The sequence below is a fragment of the Alteromonas abrolhosensis genome, from assembly GCF_001953635.1.
In the GTDB taxonomy this organism is placed as follows: domain Bacteria; phylum Pseudomonadota; class Gammaproteobacteria; order Enterobacterales; family Alteromonadaceae; genus Alteromonas; species Alteromonas abrolhosensis.
The window spans coordinates 235,252-260,890 of record NZ_MEJH01000006.1; the positions used below are offsets into that span (position 1 = coordinate 235,252).

The following is a 25,639-nucleotide window of genomic DNA, read 5'->3' on the forward strand; positions in this document are numbered from 1 at the left end:
ACAAATCTTAATCATGATTAAACTTTAGTATATAGTGTGAGCAGTAGATGAGTAGACAAGGAAAGTTGTATGGTATTCACAAGCAATTTTGAGTTTCTTAAAGCACACGCAGTTTGGTTTTATAACCTTGCAGCAAGTGCTGAGCGCAACTTCTCCTCTGATCCTAATACAACACTTATCAAAATGCGCCAACTCGGCGAAGCCATTGCTCAGAATATTGCAGCCCGTGTGGGCGTTGAGTATGGCAACGATATCAAGCAAGTAGATTTACTTCGCGATATAGATTACTCACTTAGATTAGATGACAACGTTCGAGACGCTTTTCATACTTTAAGAAAGTTAGGGAATACAGCAACCCACGAGTTTGATAGTAGCAGCCACCGCGACGCCCTGAAGTCGATGATGGTAGGTCACGCGCTTTCCATGTGGTTTCACACCACATTTGGAGGAGACAAGGCCAAAGGTTTTAAAGTTTCCAAGTTTGTAAAACCTGAAGATCCCTCCGCTTACGTTAGAGAAATAGAAGAGCAATTAGAACAACTCAAGATTGAATCTCAACGCACATCAGACCGCATAAAAGTTGCTGAAAAACTAAGCCAAATTGAGCATGAAAAAGCCGAGGCTGAACGCCTTCGTGCAGAGCGAATGGCGGAAGAGCGTGAGATATGGGAACAGTTGGCTCAAGAACAAGAAGAAGCGCTTGCCAACTATCGCGCTGAAGTTGAGCGTGAAAATAAAGACAACTTTGACCATTTTAAAGCGCAACCAAAAGAGCAGCAGGCCGCTGAGCTTCAGCGCATAGAAAAATCTCACTTTGAAATGGATGAGGCGGAAACCCGTGTCATCATTGACCAGCAACTTATTGATGCAGGTTGGGAAGCTGATACAGAGAACTTACGCTATTCTAAAGGCGCTCGCCCAGAACCCAATAAAAACCGTGCTATTGCAGAGTGGCCCACAGATTCTGGGCCAGCTGATTACGCGCTCTTTATCGGTACAACGCTGGTGGCCGTTGTCGAAGCAAAGAAAAATGCAAAGAATGTATATGGCGCTATCGACCAAGCCAAACGTTATGCAAAAGGTATCGCATCGTTAACTGATGATATTGAAGTGACAGAGTACGGCGAGTTTAAAGTGCCGCTTACATTCGCAACCAATGGCCGCGCGTATTTAAAACAATTGGAGCAAGAAAGCGGGATATGGTTCTTAGACGTTCGTGATACCACTAATCGCCGCAAAGCGTTGAAAGGCTGGTACTCCCCTCAAGAAATCAAAACGTATTTACGCCAAACACCCCAAAAAGCCAACGCGCAACTAGATGACATGGGTTTTGAGTACGAACTTCAGTTACGTGATTATCAGAAGCAAGCCATTCTCAGCGTTGAGCAAGCCATTAAAGATGAAAAAGAGCGTGCGCTTGTAGCGATGGCAACCGGAACGGGTAAAACAAAAACCTGTATTGCGTTGGTTTACCGCCTTTTGAAAGCAGAACGCTTTCGCCGAATCCTGTTTCTAGTAGACCGCAGTGCCCTGGGCGTGCAGGCCACTGTCGATTTTGGTGAAGTGCGTATGGAAAACCTTAATACGTTTGCAGATACTTTTGACGTATTGGGCATGGAGCCAGAAAAAAATCCAAAACCCACGCCTGATGACGACACAAAAGTACACGTGGCTACAGTACAGGGGTTGGTTAAGCGTATCATGTACCCATCAGAAGATGCCTCTAGGCCAGGGGTAGGGCAGTATGACTGCATCGTAGTGGATGAGTGCCACCGTGGTTACCTGTTAGACCGAGAGCTAAGTGAAACCGAGGTAAAGTTTAGAGATCAGCAAGATTATGTTTCAAAATATCGCGCAGTAATAGACTACTTCGATGCATTCAAAATTGGGTTAACGGCAACGCCAGCCATACATACCACCGATATCTTTGGCGACCCAGTATTCTCTTACAGCTATACCGAAGCAGTAATTGATGGTTACCTGGTTGACCATCTACCTCCTGTAAGAATTCATACGAAACTCAACACCGATGGTATTCACTACAATGTGAATGAAGAAGTGCAAGTTTACGACCCACAAACCAATCAACTTGAACTCATTCATACACCCGATGAACTCGACTTTGATGTTGCGCAGTTCAACAGAAAAGTAATAGCGCCAGAATTTACCAAAGCGATAGCGAATTGGCTGATAGAAAGTGATTCAATTGACCCATACTCTCAAGAAAAAACACTCATCTTTTGTGTAACTGACAAACACGCTGATGAGATGGTAGAGGCGCTTAAAGACGCCTGTGAACATTATCATGGGGCCGTTGACGATGACGCTATTATGAAAATAACGGGTGCATCTGATAAGCCGCTCCAGCTCATCAGGCGTTATAAAAATGACCGTCTTCCCAATATTGTAGTCACGGTAGACCTGCTGACCACTGGTGTGGACGTACCCTCTATCTGTAACCTTGTATTTATGCGCCGCGTGAACAGCCGAATTCTTTACGAACAGATGTTAGGCCGTGCTACGCGTCGCTGTGACGACATCGCTAAAGAGCGGTTTCGTATTTACGATGCTGTAGACATTTACAAACAGCTCGAAAAAGTGAACACCATGAAGCCCGTGGTCACGAACGTAGACATTACTTTTAGCAAGCTAGAAAGCGAGATTAAAGAGGGTAAAGACAGCAAACTTCAGGAACTCGCGAAAGACCAGTTTTTGAGTAAGCTTCAAAGTAAGAAGCGCTACCTTACTGAAACCCAGCAAAGCGAATTCGAACGCATTGTTGGAAAGCCGCCTCAGGAGTTTGCTCAAGAGTTAAAAGCAAAGCCAGTACAGGAAGTTGCAGACTGGTTCTTGAATAACCCAGGCTTAGGCGAGCTGCTCGATATGAAAGTAAAAGGCACGGGTGGTTTTAATCGAATTGTGGTTTCTGAGCATGAAGACGAGGTGCTCGATACCTCAACAGGTTATGGCAGCGGCCAGAAACCAGAAGACTACCTAACCGCCTTCAACGACTTCGTTAATGCCAATAGCAATAGAATGGTTGCTATTCAAACAGTCATTCAACGTCCGTGGGAATTAACCCGTGAAAGCTTGAAACAATTAGCATTAGAACTTGAAAAAAACGAGTTTAGAGAAGAAGATCTCAAGGCGGCATGGAAAGAAGTACGAAACGAAGATATCGCTGCCAGAATCATTGGTTACATTCGCCAGGCCGCAATAGGTGAAGCCCTTATCCCATACGAAGAAAGAGTAGATAGAGCATTAGATAGAATACTTGCAAGCCAGCCCTGGAAAACACCGCAGCGGGACTGGTTAAGCACCATCGCTAAACAAATGAAAGCTAACATTATTGTTGATGAAGCGAACTTGAATGAAGGTATTTTCAAGCAGCGGTTAGGTGGCATCAATCGCGCCAACAAACTCTTCGACCAGCCTATTACCGAAATCCTCGCCCAGTTTAATCGTGCATTGTGGGTGAACGATGATGACGGCGGTTACACAGATGATAAAGCAACAGCCTGATTTTAGGCTGTGCAAAGAATCAAATAAGAGACAGTAGTATGAGTACACAAGATTTAATCAGCAAGTTATGGAACCTTTGTCACGTATTGCGTGACGACGGCGTAACTTACCACGAGTACCTGAACGAACTAACTTACCTAATTTTCCTGAAAATGGTTGAAGAGACAGGACAGGATAATCTTATTCCTGAAAATTATCGCTGGAGCGATATTGAAAACTTCAATGCAGCGACACGTTTAGAAGAATACAAAAAGCTACTTATTCACCTTGGTTCACATGGCTCGCTAATTACAAAAGCGATTTTTGCTGATGCAGCAACATGTATTCGCAAACCTGCAACATTAAATAAGCTGGTAACTGAAATCGACAAGCTAGACTGGTACTCAGCCAAAGTAGAAGGCTTGGGCGATATGTACGAAGGCTTGCTGGAAATCAATGCGAGTGAGAAGAAGTCGGGCGCAGGCCAATATTTCACGCCAAGGGTACTTATCGATGCCATGGTAGAGCTAATGCGCCCAACGCTAGACGACGTTGTAGTAGACCCAACAGCTGGCACAGGCGGGTTTATCATCGCCGCGCATAAATATTTAGAAGAACACAACGACATCTCAAGCCTTTCGGAAACTGCATACGACAAGTACCAGCATAAAACTTTTTTCGGCATGGAATTAGTACCCGATACGCGCCGCCTAGCTATGATGAACCTAATGCTGCACGACTTAGCGATTGACGATGACAACGCAGGTGTACTTTATGGAGATACCTTATCAAACGAAGGTAAAGCATTGCCAAAAGCCTCGCTTATTTTAGCCAACCCGCCTTTTGGCACGAAGCAGGGTGGTGGCGTGCCTACCCGTGATGACCTAGTACATTACACCAGTAATAAGCAATTGGCCTTTCTTCACGCTATGTACCAAACCATGCTTAAGCCTGGTGGGCGAGTAGCAGTAGTGCTACCTGATAACGTATTGTTCGAAGGCTCTACAGGCCGCAAGATACGTAACGATTTGATGGAAAAATGTAACCTGCACACCATCCTTCGCTTGCCGACAGGTATCTTCTACGCGGCGGGTGTAAAAACAAATGTGCTGTTTTTCGACAAGCCAAAAGATGTGAATCAAGACACAGGCAACACTCAAAATGTGTGGGTTTACGATATGCGAGCAAACATGCCGCAATTCGGCAAACGTACAGTGTTAACCAAAGCTCATTTCGATGAGTTTTATGAGGCTGTAGGCAGCGACCTTACTCAGGTTGATGAAGCGCAGCGCCAAGCTTTTATCGATAATCATCAAAACGGTAGTGATGTGGGGGATGTCGACACCTGTCGCCTACGTAAATTCACTCGTGAAGAAATTGCAGCGAAAGAAGACTCTTTAGATTTGGCTTGGATTCGTGATGATAGCGTAGAAGATGCGTCTAAACTGCCTGAGCCAGATGTGCTGATTAACGAAGCCATTGAAGAGTTGGCGGGTGCGATTACCGATTTACAGTCGATTTTGGTTGAGCTGGATGTAGCAGAGGCTTCGGAAGAGGTTGTGCTATGAGTGAGTTGCCTAAGGGGTGGAAGTTATCTCCGATAAGCGAGTTGGCTGACGTACAGGCGGGCATTGGTTTCCCAAAGAGATTCCAAGGCGTAACTTCAGCGAAATATCCAGTTTATAAAGTGGGAGATTTATCAAGGGCATACTTGAATGATAAAGCATTAGTTGAAAAGGCTGAGAACTATGTTTCTGAGGAAGTTGCAGCGGAATTAAAGGGTAAAATATTTAAAGAAGGCGCAATACTCTTTGCAAAAATAGGGGAAGCGCTGCGTCTTAATCGAAGAGTTAAGGTGGTTAGAGAAGGGTTAGCCGACAATAATGTAATGGCGGTAGTTCCGAAAGACTGTGTTGACAATAATTACCTGTTTAGATTTCTTCAGTATTACGATATTGCATCACTATCAAGGTCTACAACAGTCCCGTCTATCAGAAAAGGAGATGTGGAAAACGTTCCTGTTCCTCATCCAGATTTGGATGAACAAAAACGTATCGCAGACAAACTCGATAGCGTGTTTGCGAAAGTTGAGGCCGCACAAGCCCGTCTCGACAAAATCCCCACCATCTTAAAACGCTTCCGCCAGTCTGTTCTTGCTGCTGCTATTTCGGGGGAGTTGACGAAGGAATGGAGAGAGAGACAATCTAATTTGATTAGCCCTTTAGCATTGGTTGAAGATAAACGAAATAGACTGTTAGCAGACGGAACAATAAAGCCTTCCAAACAAAACTCTGCTGAGCCAATAGAAAACGAAAACACTTCTGTGCACTATTCGTGGAAATACTCTAGGTTGATATCTATTTGTTCTTTGATTACAGATGGCAAGCACGGAAACTGTAAGGATGAGTCAAATTCTGGTTATTACTTTCTATCAGCAAAAGATATAAAGGGAGGTGAATTAATTTATGAAAATTCGAGGCAAATTAACAAATATGAATTTCAAGAAGTTCACAATAGAACTAATTTAGAACCTCTCGATATCTGCATTGTTAACACAGGAGCGACTGTCGGGAAACTTGCCTTGGCACCATTTTCAGCAAAGACTCAGAAGACAACTTTTCAAAAAAGTGTGGCGGTGGTAAAGGTCATAAAACCATTTATAGTTCCCCAGTATGTAGCGATAGTATTTGAAGAAGCAAACAAAAGGTTGTTGAAAAGTTCTACAGGTACAGCTGTCAATAATCTTTTGCTGAGCACAATGAAGCAGTTAATAATTCCTATACCTTCTACTGAAGAACAGTTAAGGATTGTTAGCAAAGTTGATGAGTTGTCTGAACAAGCTAAAGCTGTTGAAAAACAGTATTACGACGCCAAAGCTCGGTTAGACAAACTAACTCAGTCATTACTTGCAAAAGCTTTCAAAGGCGAATTGCTTTCAAGCTCTGTTGAGTCAGAAGTCACAGAAATTGAAAACTCTGTTGAGGCAATCCATGCGTGAGCTTGGAATCTGTAAACAGACAGGCAGAGTTTATGAAGGAAGTTCGGGTTCAGGGATTCCTATTGAAGGTCGCTCAAACCTGTTCCCGATAACCTTTCACGAACTAAATATTGATGCACCAACTTACAGTGTTGACGGTTTTCCTCCTCTACTTTTTCGAGAAGACAGCTTCGACCCTATTACTAAAATTCGGCGCGGCCGAGTGGTTAAGCTGTCCACTGAAACGCAGCCAAAGGTCTGGCGAGTACACGACCAGATTAGAAAAGACTTAAAGTTAGTTGGTTGGGCAAGCGGCGCTGCGCAAGAAACCGAACTCATTACCTACCAGCGTTCACCACTGAACGAGTTAAGAGGGCTTTCAAAGTTTCCAAATGTCACAATTGGTGAGGCTCCGCATCATAGTATCTGGAGCATTCTTGCGATTGAAAAGCAATACGATGGAGCGCTACTGCTAACGCTTAAAGCAGTCAGAAGCTTAGGTGTTGTACCAGACATAAACTTCAATAAATACTCTGCGCCTGCAAGAAGAGAGTTAAAGCGTGCTCTGGAGCAAGTTGTAGTTAGCGCCAATAAACTATCGCCAAAGGATACCGTAGATAGGTGCCGAGATGCTTTGAGTATTGTGTTTGGTGATTTAGCCGACAACTTAACGCTAGAATTAGGTCAAGGAATTAGTAAATACCTCGAACGCAATAAAGTAAAAGACCCAAAACGTGATGGTCAGGATTTAATTTCTAAAAATGCTGATATTGTTCGCGTACTGCACTCGCGTGGCAAACCAAATGAAAGCCATAAACACAGTACCAGACCAATAGACGAAGAAGATGCCAATCTTGCTCTGAATTGTCTATGGTTTGTGTTGACTGAACTGGATGCTCGGTAATGACAGATGAAAAACAACCCGTCCAGCATGAGTTGCCGCTTTTTGAGATTGATGAAGAAAACCTCAAGAAGCTAAAAAGTCACAACCCCCAATCGTTAGATGAAAGTGACTTTTCCAAATATATCGTGTACGTGGATGAAAGTGGTGATCACAGCCTCCAGAGTATTGATGAAAACTATCCCATCTTCGTTCTAGCATTTTGTGTATTTCACAAACGCCACTACAGTGAAGTGATTGTTCCTGCGTTAGAGAAATTTAAGTTCAACCACTTCGGCCATGACCAAGTGGTGCTTCACGAAAACGAAATTAGGCGACGAAAGGGCGCATTCAATATATTTAAAGGTAAAGAGCACCATCAGCACTTTTTGAACGAGCTGACTGAAATAATCGAGGTCGGTAATTTCATCTTGATAAGCGCCACCATTGATAAACGAGAGTTGCGCTCGAACCCTGACGATAATGCTTACCACATAGCTCTGGGTATGTGTATGGAAGCGCTAAATGGTTTTCTTGCGGAGAAAGGCCAGAGCGAAAAGAAAACACACATCGTTGTTGAATGCAGAGGTGATAAAGAGGATCGAGACTTAGAGCTAGAATTTCGTCGTATCTGTGATGGCAACAATAAACAAAATCTGCAACTTCCCTATGAAATAATCTTCTCTGACAAAAAAGTTATGTCGTCAGGGTTACAACTAGCAGACCTGGTTGCGCGACCTATAGGGCTTCATACACTTCGTCCTGAACAGAACAACAGAGCTTTCGATATTCTTCGAGAAAAGTTTTACTGCGAAGGAGGAAGGGACAGCTTAGGAACTGCTTTTGAGGGCGTTGGGATGAGAATTTACCCTAGCCCAAAAAGCGAAAAACCCCGATGAATCCACCGAGGTTTTGACGCCGACCGAGAATGCTCAATCCACTTACTGCATAGTATGGTATTTGTAACCATTTTAGTCAATGGCAATGGTTCTGAAAAACGAACTTTTATATTTTCCTTGGCTAGACGCTATTGAATACTGAAGCCTAAATTATACTGACGAGGAATGCTCACGACCACTTCGCTAAATGCTATCACTAGCCGTCCTAGCGGCTGGAACAATGATTGGAAGCCCACATTAGGAAATCCAGCAGTTGCTGTAAATCACTTAACGTGAGATTAACTGTGTAGAAGAGCCAGCGCTAGGCACTCTGGTTTGGTTATAGTCACGAATGCGCTGCCTATAATCATGGTTGATACTAGCAGAGCTAAAAAATAGAAAGCAGGCGTTTTAATGCCTGCTTTTTTCTTTTGTGCAAAAAATTTCCCCCTTACGAGCCTAGATATCTTTAGGACTAACTAAGGGTATCAACATGAAGATCACGAAAGAAATAGCTTTTAACACACTTATTAAATTCTCAAAAAATAGCATGTCGCTAGGATATATATTCCTCGCGTTTGCACTGTTTCCTTTTTGGCATGAGATAGTCGCTGTATTACTAGATTGGAAGCCTGCTGCTGAAGCAGATTTTGAGTTAAATGAGTATTTTTACTACAACTGGGTGTGTATTGCTGCGTCGTTATTTTTCTCACTGTCAGCAGTTATTGTACTGCGGTTTATGGCAGACGATTAAAGCGACTTTTTACTAACGGGCATTCTATGCCCGTTTTCTCGTTCCACGAAAGTTACCATGAGTCGTTCTTAGTTATTTATGCGGGTCATAAGCAACTTAGGAGGACAAATGACTAAGCAACAAATCGTCGTCATGGTATTAGACATGATGACTAAATTTTTGATGAGTATAGGGGACGTAATTTTTGTAATTTGGATAGTTCAAATAATCACTGGGTTTGAAGCGCATAGCTCTTACCCGTTCGTGGGTATTGATGGAGCGCTATATATATTTCTAATATATCTGTTCGCTCTCGCGATATACCTTCAAGAGGTACGGCTTCGTAAAAAGTATCATTAAAAAAATATTGAGAGCACCGCTAGGTGCTCTTTTTTTTCCGACAATAGATTATCGATAAAATGTCTGTTCTATTGGGTCAATAAATTTTGTTCTATAGATGATTTTTTCTTGGAGTTTATTGGCATCAGTTTCACTTAGTAGAGGCTGTTTCGTTTTACGATCATAACGATGAGGCATCTCCTCAAACAGTTGTTTGTGAAAGCGTTGTGTGTCGTTATTAATCTTTTGAGAGCAGGGAATAATGAAGACTTTATCGTAAAGTCTATTTTCACCTAGCATTGCATCACGCAATTTCAGTAACGTTTTTTCGTGTTGCTGCTTCCGCTTAAATGACGCTTCTAGTTCAACAGCCGCCACCTCGCCATTGGCTAGCTGTACCAGCGCATCGACATTTTTTATGTTTGATAAACTGTGAATACGCTTAAATTCAAGTTCAGTTAAATAGCCATCCCAAAGAGGTTTTGGGGTGCCATCCTTTGTTTGATTTTGCAATCCTAGGCTTAGTACAAAACTCATAATAGAGTCGTGCATAATTGCATTTTGATTCACTTGGGTGATGGGTTCTTGTGCAGAGCGGAAAGGGATGTCTATCCGCATCAAGTCTGACGCAAACCTAGCACCTGAATGAGTTAGTACATATATGCGCCCATCTGCTGCCCTGTCTGTTTCTGCAATTGATAGAAATCCTTCTTTCACTATTCTATTTAGAGACTCCAAAACTTTGTGCCGCTTAATCTGCCATATTGCTTCACATGTAATGGCAGATACAAAACTATGCCTAGCGGCGAGCAGTAACGCTAAATACTTTTTTTGCCGTCCTCTAAGAACGGGATTCGTACTTTTGTGAAATCTCATATCAAGGTTGAAGTATTTTTGGTGTTCGGTGTCTAGGGAAGGTGTATTAGTATTCATCATTGTGTTCCTTATTTATTAATTGAGAAACTACAAAGGAACAGCAAACGCAAAGTTTAAGTGTTTAAGGATCTTTTTCGGGTTTTTAACTGGGAGTTTCTTAAACTCTCAAACACCCACCGCTGTTCCTTGTTTTCAACCCACCAGAAAAAGAGAAGCTCACAACGTTCGTTGTGAGAGAAGCGCTTATAGTGCCCGCCGCTGCTGATGTTGACGTTCGTCAACGCAGCGACTCTACGACGCATTCGCGTCTAGCACCAACGCTTGAGGCGCATGTTCCCGTGCTGCGCACTACCCCCCATTTTTCCTCTCATATCTATGTATTTCATACACGGCTATTCGTTGCGCTAGCGTTGCTTGCGGCAAGGGGTTTGATTCATAGCGCTTTCGCCCTATTCATCAAATTTTGCTAGGGCAAAACAAAATAGGGGGTAGTTCGCAACTGCGAACATGCGCCAGCTTCAAAAGAAAATGTGCTTCGCAATTGTCTTTCTGCGCGAGCTATTGAGTTGTTTCACAACTGCTTTTTTGCACACAAACTTTTAGTTTGGTGCTATCACTTTGCTTTGCAGCTAGTAATTCATGCTTTCCAAGCATAATCAGATTTTATTTAAAAAACTTTTTTGAGTGAGAATATTCATGTCGAGTCCGACTTCTTAAGTAGAAGCCGCAAACTTTAATCAGTAAAAAAATGAATAGGCAAGTGATATGAATTAAAAATGTACCAGGGTTTCAGCAACTGAGAGCTGACTAGTTTTGCGTAGCGACTAACGCTCTTAGAACGAAGACTCGACATCTTTAATTTACCAATGAATTGCTATACCACAGCTATGCTGATGGACGTTAAAAGGAAAGGGTTTGCATTAGGGTTATTTTTCATTAACGTAATTTTGTGCTGATTAATAAACAAGAGGACAGCACAATGTCATTACTAAGTTATCAATTATTCGAACACTGCTCATATAGTAGTGAAGAGGCTAATTCTTCAGCTCTCGATGAGAGCGGGTGTGACGCACCTGGAATCAATGAGGCAACAGGGTTACCGCTTTTACCTAGTGGAGTAAAAGGTTGTCCTGGTGTTATCGACGTAGAAGGAAATCCACGCGGCACTGATATGTCAGACTACCTAGGTGTGGATACCACTCTCGATATTAGTTTTATAGATACTGATGTGTTAGTCGGATGTGATATCCATTCTGACACCGACTGGATGACAGACACAACGTCTATTGATAATGGTTTTGACGATTTTGGAATTAATGACCTGTCAGGATTTGACGGAGACTGGTAGATGACTGTATTTCAATTAGCCTTACTAGTGTTATTGATGCTAGCGGCTTTGGCTATCTGGCTAACACCTTCTTTTGAAAGGTTAGTAGAGAAGTATATGAAGGCTGGCGGTTAGTTTTTGTTATTTATGTGGACAGATGGGAAAAACTTAGCTCAAATCTAATCTGACATGGGCACTAAAAAATGGCAACTGTCAGCTCAGGTCTGAGCTAGTACACTTCAGTTCTTCATTTAGATTATAGTTATATCAATGGTTTCTTCATAAAGTTCTTGATAATTTTCTAATGGTTGAGATAAAAAGCTACGCTCAAATTTTCCTGCTCCTACGTAAAACAGCTTTGAATTAGTCGGAAAGTAAGCGTTTTGAACGTCTTTAACTCTGACTTTTTCGATAGGTTTTATTTCTTCACTTTCTTCATCACTAGGCTCTTTAACATGCTCAGATATAGACAGAAACGTCTGAGTATCACTTGGCAGATTATTCGCAATAAATGACAGAATAGTCTCCAAGTTAGTCTCATCTATATCCTCCTTGAGAATGGCGTCAAGCAAGAATGGTAGTCTATGGGCTGTTTTCGATTTCGCTATCATGGCATTTAAAGCAAAATGATAAGCCATAACGGTTTTGTGAAGTTCAACACCTTGACGTGGGAAAGAATGTATTTTGTACAAATCTAAATATCGAGAATCAGTCAAAGGCCTAAGGTTTAACTGTGATGTATACTCTGTGAATATCTTCTTGAATGCCTTTTCCTTACTTCTTCGTGAAAACATGGTTTCTTGTTCAGTAACCATAGAGCCAAGAGAAAGTTTAACGTCTTCTAAATCTCTTTCTAATTGCTCAATATCGGCTTGCATCCTTTTATATAGTGTAATATTTGCTTTATTTTCTACCCACTGTTGAAACGTTACTCCTTCGACGTTTTTGTCCAGAAGTACGCCATAATCATTAAAAATTTCGTTCTCGATTGCCGTCGCTTTTTTCTTAGACGAATTTATCTTAGACTTTTTATCTATTAGCTTATCTGTAATGTGCGACTCAAGTTCTAAAGTGTCATTATATTTTTGATAGTAGCTGTACAAGCCTTCAAGTGAGTATGACAGAACCTGCGTGCAGGCTGGGCAACGATCAACATCGTTGTAACTCTGTTTTTTGATATTACTTTTAGTTCTTTTCAGAATTCTATGATGATTTTGTAATAGAGAAAATTCATTACAAAGCTTTATGTACTTGTTCCTTTCTTCCTCTAATAAATTTGCCTTTAAAACGTAGTTTTCAATATAGGCTTCTGCTTGCTCGCCAAACGCTTCGTCAACCAAATTAGAAAACTGAAATTCTGCTTTCTTAGTGTATCGTTTGAGATTATTTAATTCAGCAGTTAGTCGATCTTTTTCCTTCGTTAACCTTCTATGCTCCAAGCGATCAAATCTATTACTTATACCTAGGTAATAATCTAAATAGTCGTCTTTAAATCCCTTGTAATATTGGAGATTAGAGAATGACTCACGCAAATATACCCAGCCTACAGATTGAGAAATATAATATGGTAAAAACATGCTTTCAAGCGGAGCCGATTTTAGCTCTCCTTTTTGCTCAAGAATAAGCGAAAATCCAACCAATTTTCTTATGTAATCCTTCAGTCTGATGTGCTCAACACTGTTATCTGCATCTATTCCATGGAAAGAAACTACCTTTCCGCTTGGCTCTTTGACATAGATGGATTTTGAGTCCCTGACAATAGCGTAATATTCCTCAATATCACCTACTTTCTTCGTAAAATCTACTCTGAACGTCGGTTCATATAACAGAATTTCTTCTAAACTTTCTCTGACGTCATTAACTCCAAACGTGAACATAAGACTCAGGATCAAAGAGCTTTTACCTGATGTGTTGCGTCCACTGATTATATTTACACCAGGTGAAAATTCATTACTGAAGCAACAATTATGCGATTTCGAGCTTACAAATAATTTTTTAAACGTAATTGTATGGTTCATTACAAGGCCTTTCCGTGGTGCTCTACAAATGCGCATAAAGTAGAGAAGAAAATATCAATATCGTTTAGATTGATGCTATTTTTACTTTTAATATCCGAAACGTACGCTTCAAACATTTCCTCATGGCTGTAATAACTCATAGAGTAGTCATTGTCCCTAACAAAGCTTTTTATTATCTGATGTTCGTTATTCATCATGTCCTTGAGAAGTTCAAATGTGTTCTTAATATAGTTTTCGTAATTATTTTGGATACCTATAGGAACTCGAAACCTACGCGCTAGTTCTGTTGAGTGATCTCTCCACAGCTTGAATGTCTTTTGTTCCGTTTCAATAACATCAATCGCTTTCCTGATTTCATCGCCCTCAACCCTCTTTGAACTGTCAAGTAAAGTAATAACTTTGCCTTGGTTGTAAATGGCTTCAACTTCCCTAAACAGACTAAGAAGTAATTCAACGGCCGCAAAAGAATCTGATACATGTGGAAATTTCCTCCTCATTAGCCCGACCAGGCAATCTTTTTGTGCCCTCTTTGTTCGTGGAAAATCTACCCACTGAATATGCAGGTTGTCGAGTTCATGTTTATGAAAAGTAATTTCTTCCTTGTCGCATAAACCGTTTACTTTCTTGGTAATTTTTTCCTTAATTTCGTGAGGGAAAGAGTCGTATTTACGCTTACAGTTTTGCTCGTTAAGCAGGATTGTTATTTCCTTTTTTCCGTCATCTTTTTCTTGCTGATTAGGCGTGAATTTAAGTTCAATGTCGGAATTGGATATAAACGTAAGCTCATGAGTATAGTTTTGGCATTTAGGTGCTGGGTCGTTTCGCAGATCGTTTCCAACTTCTAGCATCTTAGCTATTATCTCAGAGAAACGTTTATCTATAGCCCATACCTTGCCGGAGAGTTTTTTGGCTTGATAGGAATGCACTTCTTCAATATTGCTGCGACAATCTGTTCTATAGCAAAATAGGAAATCGTCATGATGCTCTATACTCAGAAAGAACTCTCTCCCACTGAATCGATGATATTGGTCTAGGAGCAAGTACAACGCACAATTGCGCTGAAACTCGAATCCCAATAAAGCATCTATACCTGAGTTAGCTGATTTTTTTCTTTTACTCAAAGCTTCACCTTAATCAAAACCTTCATAGCATTCTTGTCACACAATGCCATTTTTCCTTAAACTTTTTGACATATTGTCACTTAAGTTGCTCATTGTAGGGGAGCAGGTTTTGCTTCTATGTCCTTTTATAAAAAACAGTTTTACATACTTTAGGTCAAACTCATATCCCATAGCGGTTATCATTCCGTTGATTTAAATTAGAGAATGAGGAGAGAGCGCAGCCATTCGTCTATATTAGCTTTAGTATGGCTGGAATTGACAATAGTGTGCCAGACGTAACTTTACTTCAACTTGCTTTTTTCAACTGTAGCCTAGATATGAGTTATTGCATCTTACTGAACTTTGGAAATTACATTTCTGTTATGCTTTGGCTTAACAGTCAAAGCTCATAGTTAACAAGGATTTTTGCACTATCCGACTAAGAATAGGTGTGACGATTTTTCGCTTTGTTACAGCATTTTGTCACAGGGAAGCGGCGCTACAGGCCGCTAAAATCAATAGGTGGCATCATTGCTACAAGGCTTGTAGGGATTGAAAATCCGCGTGTCCCTGGTTCGATCCCGGGTCGAGGCACCATCATTTAAGCCCTTGCAGAAATGCGAGGGCTTTTTTGATCTCGGCGGTTGAAAAACACAGGCACACGCTAACGTGCCCCTGCGGCTGCGCCGCGCGTTACAATCCCGGGTCGAGGCACCATCATTTAAGCCCTTGCAGAAATGCGAGGGCTTTTTTGATCTCGGCCAACCAGTCCCAAATTTTCAATCAAATCCGGTTTTTCCAAAAACTATTCTGATAAAAGTTCTTTCTTTAGTGCTCTAACCATCCAGTTATGCCAAATTCTGCGTTAATGCATACGAAAGGGTACTTAATTTAGCGAGCGGTGCACTTATTGACTTTTAATCTAAGTAATTTCATGCACTTAATCGTCGAGGTTTGATTTAATGCGTTTTGCGTTTTGCGTTTTGCGTTTTGCGTTTTGCATGGGGTACGACTAGGCTTTAGTTGTGGACATTCACAATTTAAATTAAAAGGGAGTTTAATTACAATGCTTAAGTATATTCATAGTTTTCTGTTATCGAATAAAAGCCATCGAGTACGTGTGAAGTCGCCAATTGTATTTAAATTAGGTGCTTATTTAACATTCTTCGTGGTTTCATCTATTGTATTTTCCGGTTCTACCTTAGCAAAAACGGTTTGTAGTACTGAAGTAGTAGAGGAAAAAGGCAACCCTACTCTCAGTTCTGAACTGATTGATGCAATGTATGAAGCAATTAGCACTAACACTTTCGACCTTAACGAACCTTATACTTTGATAAGTAAGAAACATTTCTGTACGGGTGTCGGAAAGTCCAATAAAGGAGCCGAAAGTGCTTTTGAAACCTTTAACAGTGTCCCAAATCCTGATCCAGCACCGAAAGAAGGTGATAAGCAAACAGTCAAACAGACTAGAGCTGATGGAACCAGGGAGTGGACTTACACTTATTTGAATGGAGTTTGGGTATTGACTGGATACAAATACACCCCTTTGCCTGATGCTGATAGTTTGGATCCGTAATTGACCGGCCTCAAATAAATGGATTCACGATATAGATGAATTTGGGCATGATAATGCCCCCTAGTGGGGCTTATCGATGAAATCGAAATGAACAGATAGCTTCCAATATTAAGCAGCATGAAGCGGGGCTGAAAGGCCAATTAACACCTCAAGTCATTGATGATGACGAACACACAAGCGCTAAGACATCTGTACCAAACTTAAAAACTCTTGAAGCGAAGACACATGGAATTGTGCCTTTGTTGACTTTTTAACGCCCGGTCGAAGTATCTGAACCGTTTTCATACCTAAACTATTACCCGCACTAATTTCTGACTCCTCACTGTCTCCAATAACCCATACCTCACTCGGAGCTGTATTATATTTTTTGACTATGATGTCGAAGTAGAATGCTTTGCCTTTTCTAGGCGGGTTACCTGGGTCATCGTAGTAAATGTGTTCAAAAGCACCTTCAACGCCCAATTGGCGAATTTTCGAATGTTGAAATTTTTGGAATCCAGAAGTTACAAGTAGCTTCACCCCTTCAAATGCATTAACTAAATGAGTGTCTTTATAGCCTTCAATAGGGTGCGCAATACTCAACTGCGAAAAGTACGCATAACTCGCAGATTTTGAATGCTCAGATAACTTATATTTTTCAACAATATAGTCCAAAGGTTTACGCCAAAAATCCAGACGCATTTCTTGTCTCATAGAGGGAGTTAAATCGTTACTCTTATCTGACTCGATGACATCGAATAGAGGTAGCAATATGTCTTCACCTACACTATTGCCCGGTGCTAAGCAGTTGTCGAAATCAAAAATAATTAATGGCATGTGTGGATAAATTACTAGGGAGTGATGTGCACCATAGTCGCACATGAATGTTTCGATTTCAGAAAGAGCAACCTGCATAGTCGCGTACTTGTCGCATAGTTGAATTACGCCAAATACTCTGAAAATAAGCGCGATAAGTTCAAGTTAGCGCTTTTTAGGCGCAATTAAAGCCCAAAAACGCTTTTTTAATAAAAAACTTATGCATGTTCTTGCCTACTTTTCAAAATGGGTACTACGCTTACTTCATATGTAAAAACACAGCGAAATATAACGTTGTTACTCTTTGAAGGAGAACGCGTTGTGACATTGTGTTTGTAAGAGATAGTTTTCGGCCTATCACCTTTGGCGCGGAATTCAGTGAAGTTTTCCGGTGGCTAATAATGGCGAGAAGCGTGTTGCTTCATTCGTTGCCCTCGTTGATTTTGGGTAGCGTGACATTTGAGGTGGTGCTTAGCCGTGTGTAATTCTCAAGGAGAGTTTTTTGTCAGCTAACAACACATCTTCAAATCAGCAAAGCGCTGTGAAAAGCATTTTCGCTATTTCTGGCATTGGGGTTATCGCTTCCTGGGCGCTGTATTTTTTAGTCTCGGCACTTGCTGCCCTAGCCGTCCTAACCGGCGCCATTGTTGTTTGTGCACTTATTCATGCAAAAAGTAACAGTGAAAGTGAAGAGATATATCCGGCAGACGACGGCGCGGAAGATGGAGCTGGAAAAGGCAGCGCAGATTTGGAGGCCGTTAGTCAGGGGCTAAGCATATCGCTGAGCACCTGCGACGGCAATTTATCGGATATTAAATCGACGCAGGATGATGCAGTAGAAACACTTTCCCACGCTTTTAGTAGCTTAAAAGGTCTAGTTTCTCAGCAAACTGAGTGCATTGAAGACTTACTTAGCGTGGATGAAGCGCATACGCAGTCGTATTCGGATCGAATGCGCAACTTCGCTCGCGAAACCGATGGAACGCTAACGCAATTTATAGAATCCACAGAGCAAATGTCGTCATCGACGAAGCATTTAATGGAGCAAGTTCAAACCATTCAGCAAGCCATGCCAACGGTAATTGAAGCCCTAAGTGGTATTGATGACATTGCAGCTCAAACAAATTTACTTGCCTTGAACGCAGCTATAGAGGCGGCGCGAGCAGGAGAGGCAGGCCGAGGCTTTGCTGTAGTCGCAGATGAAGTGAGAGCGCTATCGACTCGATCTACTCAGTTCAGCGATGTCATCAAAACTCAGGTCGAAAATATAAGAAGCTTGGTAGATAAGCTTACCGATACTGCAGAGTTTGTTGCGTCGCAAGATATATCTCAGGTGGTAAATGCGAAGTCACATATCAGCGAGCAGCTTTCAGAAATTATCAAAAAGGCAGAGGCTGACCTTGTAACTACAAAGCAAATTGAAGACATAGGTTTGCAACTTGATGAGTCGATAAACGCGGCCATTCGGGGTATGCAATTCGGTGACATTAACGGCCAACACATTCAGTACACCCAAGAAATGATCAAGTTCATTTTAGAGCAGTTGGCCACGTTAGATGCCAACAATATCGAGAATTTTATAAGCGCATTAAACGAGTACCAAAAAGGGCTCGCTGCGAAAGGAAAAAATGATCACAACCCAGTGTCTGCAACGTCAATGGACGCAGGGGAAGTGGAATTGTTCTAAGCTAAGAAAGGAATAGGAAGCACCGTCAGTAATGACATACTTTGGAGAAGTGAGCATATGAGCAAACACATTTTAGTGGTAGACGATTCAGTATCTATTCGTCAGATGGTAGAGATGACCCTCAAAGGGGCGGGCTATACCGTAACGACGGCCCAAGATGGTCAGGAAGCGTTAGATAAATGTAAAAGTCAGCAATTCAATTTCGTATTAACCGACCAAAATATGCCTCGAATGGACGGCCTTACGCTTATCAAAAATTTGCGAGACCTTGGGGCTTACAGCAGAACGCCAGTCGTAATGCTTACCACTGAAGCAGGCGACGATATGAAAGCGAAGGGAAAAGCCGCAGGCGCTACAGGCTGGATGGTAAAACCTTTCGATCCCAACAAGCTTCTTGATGTAACGAAGCGCGTGTTAGGCTAAGTCGCCCTCCCACTCCTAAAATCTGGAAGGATTCGGAATGAGCATCGATATAGAACAGTTTCATGGCGTGTTTTTCGACGAGAGCGACGAGCATCTCGACGATATGGAACAGCTATTGATGAGCTTAGATATTGAGTCACCTGATCCTGAGGAGCTAAATAGCATTTTCCGTGCTGCCCATTCTATTAAAGGTGGCAGTGGCATTTTCGGCTTTGATGCGTTGATGAACTTAACGCATGTGATGGAGAATTTGCTAGATAAAGCGCGTAACAATGAACTCAGCATTACCGCTGATATTGTAAACGTGCTTTTAGAAACCCTCGATGTGTTGAAAGACACGCTCAATGCTTATCGCGATGAAACGCCGGTTCCAGAAGACAGCATTGCGCAGCGAATCAAAATACTTAATGAGGTAATTAACGGGCAAACCACTGATACTGCCTCTGACTCTAGTGGTGCTCCATCTGTCCAAAGTGAGAATACGCAAAACGAAAGTCTACAAGATGATAGCTTCGGATTTTTCGATGATGAGCCCGGTGATCCTGCTTCAGACTCTGACGATAGTTTCGGCTTTTTCGACGACGAGCCGCTTAACGAAGTTAGCCAAGAGGAAACAATCCAAAGCAATAGTGAAGACGATGAAGGCTTCGGTTTCTTTGACGACGCACTGGATGAGAGCAACCTCACTCAAGAGACGTCTACTCAAAAGTCAGTAAAAGAGGATGAGGGTTTTGGGTTCTTCGATGATGAGGAGACACTAAATACTACCGACATGTCCCAAACGGATAAGTCTGGTTCTCCTGTGGCGGGCACTACAAAGGCCGAAGAACATCAGGGTTTTGGCTTTTTTGAAGACGCACCTTCAGCTAGCAATATTAATACTTCTCTAGAATCTGCGAGTGGTAACAACGCACAAAGCGCCAATACTCCATCGAATACAGCGACAACATCTAGCAGTATTAAAGCACCAACAAGTGGCGCTGCCCCCACGTCAACACAAGCCAAAACGCCATCAAAGCCGCCAGCGAAAAAAAGCACCGCCCGTGAATCGGCCTCTATCCGGGTAGACACCACTAAAATTGATGCCATGGTCAATTTAGTTGGCGAACTGGTTATCACCCAGTCAATGCTTTCCATGATAGGGCAAGACGTTGAAGGGCAAGTTGGCGAGCGACTTCAGCTTGCTATCGATGAACTGCAGCGAAACACGCGGGAAATTCAAGAATCGGTCATGTCGATGCGCATGCTTCCACTAACCGCAACCTTTAATCGCTTCCCTCGTTTAGTAAGAGACTTGGCAGGCAAGTTGGGCAAACAGGTTGAGCTGGTGCTTCAGGGTGGAAGTACCGAGATTGATAAAAGCTTGATTGAAAAAATTGTCGACCCCCTTACTCACTTGGTGCGCAACAGTATTGATCACGGAATTGAAACACCTGAAAAACGCGCTGCTGCCGGCAAGCCAGAGAAGGGCACGGTTATTCTAAGTGCCGAGCAGAAAGGCGGCAGCATTATTATTAGCATTATTGATGATGGCGGCGGTTTACACCGCGACAAAATTCTTGATAAAGCGCGAAGTAACGGGCTTGCCGTATCTGATGATATGCCTGATTCAGAAGTATGGCAGCTTATATTCCAACCTGGGTTTTCAACTGCTGAAGCCATTACCGATGTGTCAGGAAGAGGAGTTGGTATGGACGTGGTGCGTCGTAATATCGAGTCAATTGGCGGGCGCATCGATATCGAGTCGAGCGCTGGAGAAGGCTCAGCCTTTTTCATTCACTTGCCGCTTACACTAGCCATCGTTGATGGCATGTGTGTGTCGGTGGGTAAGCAAATCTTCGTGATCCCACTTTTAAATATTATTGAATCCTTCCAGCCCACCAAGCAGCAACTGAAAACATTGGGTAACGATACCGTGCTGTACATCCGTGACCAATACTGGCCGTTGGTTCCTCTTTACGACTTTATGGAAGTAGAGGGAGCAGCACTTTCTCCTACAGAAGGTATTGTGGTGTTGCTTGAAAGCAGCAAGAAGCGTTTCGGTATTCTGGTTGATGCACTAGTTGGCCAGCAACAGGTAGTGATTAAGAGCTTAGAAGAGCATTACCGAAAAGTGGCTGGAATAGCGGGAGCAACCATTATGGGTGACGGTAAAGTCGCACTCATCATCGATGCAGACTCCATCGCTACAACGTATACCTCCAGTCAAATAGAGGAGTTACTTTCATGAGTGAAACTGCCTTGCATCAAGCGGTTACCGGTGGACAAGACAAGGAATACTTAAGTTTTGTACTTGGCGATGAGCATTACGCTTTGGACATAACTACAGTTAAGGAGATTAGAGGGTATGAACAAGTTACCAAAATTGCGAACGCACCCGCCTTCATAAAAGGCGTGATTAATTTGCGTGGTGACATTGTTCCCATCGTGGATTTGCGCATTAAGTTTAATGTAGGCGAAGCCACGTATAACGATTTCACAATAGTGATAATGCTGAATATTCAAGAGCGCATCGTTGGCATCGTGGTAGATGGCGTATCCGATGTTATTCGCTTGTCTGAAGAACAAGTACTACCGCCACCAGAGTTTGGCGTGGCTTTTGACAGCAGGTATCTACATGGCTTGGCCGATGTGGATGAAAATATGGTCATTCTGGTGAACATAGAAAGCTTAATTACCAGCGAAGAGCTGGGTTTAGTCGCACCTGAAAGCGTAAAAGACGACGCGTAGTAACAAGGTCCTTCACTAAACGGAAACACCTGACATTGGGAAATATTAGTTATGGGCGTATTTAATTTTCTTAACGGCGAAGAGTTAAAAGTAGCGAAGCACGACGCGCTTTTGAAGTCGAGCATTCTTAAGGCCAGTGCTTCAAATTTGTTGGTTATCGACAAGTCTGGAGTTATTCACTTTTACACTCCCGCTTTTTTGAGCATGGCAAAAGCCTATCCAAAGGATTTTTCCGTCAGTGATGGTGAATCATCACTTTCAGGCAAGCACATAGACGACATTACTAATGGATCCAACCCATCAGAAAATGTGTCTTATTCGCTTGCTCATGCTTCTGGAGGTCACAAGCAACTTGTTTCTCTCGCCGAACATGGTTTTTGTGTCACGTCATCAGTCATAACGGTAGATGAAAACGGCACTCAGCTTTATGTCACCGAGTGGCAGGACAACACTGAAAATAAACGCAATAAAGGTATGGTCGATGCCATTATGCGAAGCCAAGCAGTGATTTCCTTTACTACAGATGGTGAAATCTTGTCAGCCAACGACAACTTTTTATCTGCTATGGGTTACAGCGAAAGTGAGGTGGTGGGAAAGCATCATCGTATTTTTGTCGACAGTAACTATGCACAAAGCGACGAATACAAACAGTTTTGGCAAAAGCTTAAAAGGGGCGATGTACACAGCGGAGAGTTTTGCAGAATAAACAAGCAAGGCGAAGAGGTGTGGATTCAAGCAACCTATAACCCAGTGTTTGATGACAACGGTGAGGTAGACTACATCATTAAATTTGCCTCTGACATTACTGCGCAAAAGCAGAAAAATGCAGATTACGAAGGGCAGATTACCGCCATTAATAAATCCCAGGCTGTCATTGAGTTTGACCTTGAGGGGCACATTCTTGATGCCAATGAAAACTTCCTCGCTGCAATGGGTTACAGCTTATCGGAAATCAAAGGGCAGCATCATAGTATGTTTGTCGACCCAAGCTATAAGTTAAGTGCTGAATATGCAGCTTTTTGGCAAAGCTTAAAAGCAGGGGAGCACAGTGAGGGTGAATATAAGCGCATTGCAAAAGGCGGAAGAGAAGTATGGATCCGCGCGTCTTACAACCCCATAATTGACAGCTCGGGCAAGCCATTCAAAGTGGTGAAGTTCGCCACCGATATAACGCAAGATAAATTGAAAAATGCGTATTTCGAAGGTCAAATCAACGCAATCAGTAAATCGCAGGCGGTTATAGAGTTTGACGTGGATGGCACCATCATTAGCGCCAACGATAACTTCCTCAATACCATGGGTTATCGACTAGATGAAATCAAAGGGAAGCATCACCAAATATTTGTAGATGAGGAAACCAGACAGTCTGAGTCGTACCAGCGCTTTTGGTCTGAACTTAAAGCAGGAAACTTCTTCTCTGGAGAGTTTAAGCGTATAAGCAAAGCAGGCAAAGCCGTTTGGATACAGGCTTCTTACAACCCTATAGAAGACATGAATGGCAATCCTTTTAGAGTGGTGAAATACGCGACCAATATCACCGAAGACAAATTGAAAAATGCTTACTTTGAAGGCCAGTTGAACGCTATTAGTAAGTCTCAAGCTGTCATCGAATTTGATCTTGAGGGAGTGATCTTAAACGCCAACAGCAACTTCCTCGCCGCGATGGGTTATACCCTTGATGAAGTGAAAGGTAAGCATCACAGTATTTTTGTGGACCCCGCTTTCAAAAACAGCCCAGAGTATGCCGCATTCTGGGAACAGCTGCGTCATGGTGTGTATGCTAGCGGAGAATATAAGCGCTTCAATAAGTCAGGTAAACCAGTTTACATTCAAGCCTCTTACAACCCAATTTTAGACCAAAATGGCAAGCCATTTAGAGTAGTGAAATACGCTACAGACGTAACGGGAAGAACGTTAGCAGTAGAAAGTATTAAGTCTATTATGGCCAGCCTAACAGACGGCGATTTACTGAAAACGATAGAAGAGCCTTTGGAAGGTGATTTCAAAGTGCTCGGCGAATCTATCAACAACTTCATCGGTGAGTTGCGCGACACAATAATTCAAATACACACTGCCGTTGAAACTATAGATACCGCTTCAAATGAAATAGCTACGGGTAATGCAGACTTGTCTAGTCGTACTGAACAGCAAGCTTCAAGTTTAGAAGAAACGGCGTCCGCAATGGAAGAGCTAACCGGTACGGTGAAGTTAAACGCAGAAAATGCCGACCAAGCCAAAGGTTTGGCAAGCCAAGCTTCGGAAGTGGCGTCGGAGGGCGGTAAGGTTATAGAGCAAGTCGTGCACACCATGGGTGAAATTAACGACTCTGCTCAGCGCATTTCAGACATTATCGGTGTTATAGACGGCATTGCCTTTCAAACCAATATACTTGCCCTTAACGCGGCGGTTGAAGCCGCACGAGCTGGCGAGCAAGGCCGTGGATTTGCTGTCGTCGCCTCTGAGGTGAGAACGCTAGCGCAGCGTTCTGCAGAGGCAGCAAAAGATATTAAGGCGTTAATTTCTGCTTCAGTGGACAAAATTGGTGATGGCAATGTGTTAGTAAACAAGTCTGGGGAAACCATGGCTAACATTGTCACGGCAATTAAACGTGTTAACGACATCATGTCAGAAATTGCTGCGGCATCGTCTGAGCAAGCCACCGGAATTCAAGAAGTCAGTAATGCAGTGGTTCAGATGGACGAAATGACGCAGCAGAACGCTGCGCTGGTGGAACAGGCTGCGGCGGCTGCGGATAGCATGAGACAGCAATCGGGCGAATTAGCGCAAAGGGTGTCGGTGTTTAAGGTAGGAAGTAACCGTAAACCTAGCCAAGCCGCTGAGATGCAGTCGCTCAATGGCAGCAAAGCATTACCTAAAGAACGTGAAGTGCCTAAACAGCGAATGAAAGCGCTGAATCCAGCTGCGCCCGACGAGTCAGATTGGGAGGCGTTTTAGTGTATGACCGCTATACCAAGCACGGACGCTCAAAGGGAATTTTCATATAGCCGAAGAGACTTTGAACGGGTAAAAAGCCTGCTGTTTAAACAAGCTGGAATTAACTTATCTGATTCTAAAGATGCGATGGTATACAGCCGCCTTGCCAGGCGGCTGCGCACCCTTGAGATAAACAGCTTCAAGGAATACCTAACGTACGTAGGCAGCTGTAAAGATGAGATGGAGCACTTTATCAATGCGCTCACTACAAACCTTACAGCGTTTTTCAGAGAGCCTCATCACTTTGACGCACTTGCCAACTACCTGAGAAAGCGGCCTCAAACTAAGCGCATCTGGTGCGCTGCAAGCAGTACAGGAGAAGAGCCTTACAGCATTGCAATGACAGTGGCATCGGTGTTTGGCACCTTTACTCCCGATATACATATTCTTGCCACAGATATCGACAGCAAAGTATTACAAAAAGCCCGTGACGGTGTGTACGCCCAAAACAGTATTAGTCAGTTGTCTTATGACTATAAAACACAATTTTTCTACAGGGGGAAAGGCGCACAAACAGGAAGAGTAAGGGTAGTGGATGAACTGAGAAAAATGGTGCAGTTCGAACCACTAAATTTAATGTCACCAAACTGGTGTGTGGATGCGCCGGTAGATGTGATTTTTTGCCGTAATGTCATGATTTATTTCGATCGCCCTACGCAGCGTAAAATTTTAGCGCGCATGGTGAAATTGATGTGTAGTGACGGTATGTATGTAGCAGGACATTCTGAAAACTTCACGATGTATCCTGAACTGGTCGCACCCATGGGGAAAACCATTTATCGGCCAGTCGGTTAAAAGGAATTTG

19 protein-coding genes and 1 pseudogene are annotated in these 25,639 nt (G+C 42.7%); 16 read left to right on the top strand and 4 right to left on the bottom strand.

The annotated features are described in order from the left end of the window. Positions 1–69: 69 nt before the first annotated feature. From hsdR to BGK61_RS11375, 7 genes are all read left to right on the top strand, one after another. The gene (gene hsdR, locus BGK61_RS11345; protein WP_076011020.1) at positions 70–3,522 is read left to right on the top strand and encodes a type I restriction-modification system endonuclease; all 3,453 of its coding nucleotides are present in this window, start codon (positions 70–72) and stop codon (positions 3,520–3,522) included. A 38-nt stretch (positions 3,523–3,560) separates the two neighbouring features. Further along, positions 3,561–5,069: a class I SAM-dependent DNA methyltransferase gene (locus tag BGK61_RS11350; protein WP_076011021.1), complete on the top strand. Its 1,509-nt coding sequence runs from the start codon at positions 3,561–3,563 to the stop codon at positions 5,067–5,069. Further along, the gene (locus BGK61_RS11355; RefSeq protein ID WP_076011022.1) at positions 5,066–6,499 is read left to right on the top strand and encodes a restriction endonuclease subunit S; all 1,434 of its coding nucleotides are present in this window, start codon (positions 5,066–5,068) and stop codon (positions 6,497–6,499) included. The genes BGK61_RS11350 and BGK61_RS11355 overlap by 4 nt, the downstream gene beginning before the upstream one ends. Next, a complete protein-coding gene (locus tag BGK61_RS11360; protein WP_076011023.1) occupies positions 6,492–7,382 on the top strand; it encodes a hypothetical protein in 891 nt (296 codons plus the stop codon). The genes BGK61_RS11355 and BGK61_RS11360 overlap by 8 nt, the downstream gene beginning before the upstream one ends. Next, positions 7,382–8,257, top strand: coding sequence for a DUF3800 domain-containing protein (locus BGK61_RS11365; RefSeq protein ID WP_076011024.1), 876 nt, complete (start codon positions 7,382–7,384; stop codon positions 8,255–8,257). Before BGK61_RS11360 ends, BGK61_RS11365 begins: the two co-directional genes overlap by 1 nt. A gap of 472 nt (positions 8,258–8,729) precedes the next feature. Continuing rightward, a complete protein-coding gene (locus BGK61_RS11370; protein WP_076011025.1) occupies positions 8,730–8,990 on the top strand; it encodes a hypothetical protein in 261 nt (86 codons plus the stop codon). A 108-nt stretch (positions 8,991–9,098) separates the two neighbouring features. Further along, positions 9,099–9,329 (top strand): hypothetical protein, encoded by a 231-nt coding sequence (locus BGK61_RS11375; RefSeq protein WP_076011026.1) that lies wholly within the window; start codon positions 9,099–9,101, stop codon positions 9,327–9,329. Positions 9,330–9,377: 48 nt separating this feature from the next. Here the strand turns inward: BGK61_RS11375 and BGK61_RS11380 are convergent, their stop codons facing one another. Beyond that, positions 9,378–10,244, bottom strand: coding sequence for a hypothetical protein (locus BGK61_RS11380; RefSeq protein ID WP_076011027.1), 867 nt, complete (start codon positions 10,242–10,244; stop codon positions 9,378–9,380). A 919-nt stretch (positions 10,245–11,163) separates the two neighbouring features. Between BGK61_RS11380 and BGK61_RS11385 the strand changes: the two genes are divergently transcribed. Beyond that, complete coding sequence (locus BGK61_RS11385) at positions 11,164–11,532, top strand: hypothetical protein (RefSeq protein WP_076011028.1); 369 nt, start codon at positions 11,164–11,166, stop codon at positions 11,530–11,532. Between the two features lie 230 nt (positions 11,533–11,762). Here BGK61_RS11385 and BGK61_RS11390 read toward each other — a convergent pair whose 3' ends face one another. Then, entirely contained in the window at positions 11,763–13,529 is a 1,767-nt protein-coding gene (locus BGK61_RS11390) for a hypothetical protein (protein ID WP_076011029.1), read from the bottom strand. Beyond that, a complete protein-coding gene (locus tag BGK61_RS11395) occupies positions 13,529–14,650 on the bottom strand; it encodes a hypothetical protein (protein WP_076011030.1) in 1,122 nt (373 codons plus the stop codon). The genes BGK61_RS11390 and BGK61_RS11395 overlap by 1 nt, the downstream gene beginning before the upstream one ends. Positions 14,651–15,749: 1,099 nt before the next feature. Here BGK61_RS11395 and BGK61_RS11400 point away from each other — a divergent pair. After that, entirely contained in the window at positions 15,750–16,205 is a 456-nt protein-coding gene (locus BGK61_RS11400; RefSeq protein WP_234349440.1) for a hypothetical protein, read from the top strand. Positions 16,206–16,385: 180 nt separating this feature from the next. Here BGK61_RS11400 and BGK61_RS11405 read toward each other — a convergent pair whose 3' ends face one another. Further along, entirely contained in the window at positions 16,386–17,099 is a 714-nt protein-coding gene (locus tag BGK61_RS11405; protein WP_234349441.1) for an HAD family hydrolase, read from the bottom strand. Positions 17,100–18,015: 916 nt separating this feature from the next. Here BGK61_RS11405 and BGK61_RS19865 point away from each other — a divergent pair. The 7 genes and pseudogenes from BGK61_RS19865 to BGK61_RS11435 all read left to right on the top strand — a co-directional run bounded on the left by BGK61_RS19865 (position 18,016) and on the right by BGK61_RS11435 (position 25,629). Continuing rightward, positions 18,016–18,687: a methyl-accepting chemotaxis protein gene (locus BGK61_RS19865; RefSeq protein WP_411454176.1), complete on the top strand. Its 672-nt coding sequence runs from the start codon at positions 18,016–18,018 to the stop codon at positions 18,685–18,687. Positions 18,688–18,744: 57 nt separating this feature from the next. After that, on the top strand, positions 18,745–19,110 hold the full coding sequence (locus BGK61_RS11415; protein ID WP_076011033.1) for a response regulator: 366 nt from the start codon (positions 18,745–18,747) through the stop codon (positions 19,108–19,110). A gap of 37 nt (positions 19,111–19,147) precedes the next feature. Next, a complete protein-coding gene (locus BGK61_RS11420; protein ID WP_076011034.1) occupies positions 19,148–21,340 on the top strand; it encodes a chemotaxis protein CheW in 2,193 nt (730 codons plus the stop codon). Beyond that, positions 21,337–21,840, top strand: a complete 504-nt coding sequence (locus BGK61_RS11425) for a chemotaxis protein CheW (protein WP_014947935.1) — start codon at positions 21,337–21,339, stop codon at positions 21,838–21,840. Before BGK61_RS11420 ends, BGK61_RS11425 begins: the two co-directional genes overlap by 4 nt. Positions 21,841–22,329: 489 nt before the next feature. After that, positions 22,330–22,650, top strand: a pseudogene (locus BGK61_RS19885) (PAS domain-containing protein); the annotation flags it as partial. 33 nt (positions 22,651–22,683) lie between these two features. Then, positions 22,684–24,795 (top strand): methyl-accepting chemotaxis protein, encoded by a 2,112-nt coding sequence (locus BGK61_RS11430; RefSeq protein WP_476692326.1) that lies wholly within the window; start codon positions 22,684–22,686, stop codon positions 24,793–24,795. A 3-nt stretch (positions 24,796–24,798) separates the two neighbouring features. Then, complete coding sequence (locus BGK61_RS11435) at positions 24,799–25,629, top strand: CheR family methyltransferase (RefSeq protein ID WP_076012684.1); 831 nt, start codon at positions 24,799–24,801, stop codon at positions 25,627–25,629. The last annotated feature ends 10 nt before the right edge of the window (positions 25,630–25,639 follow it).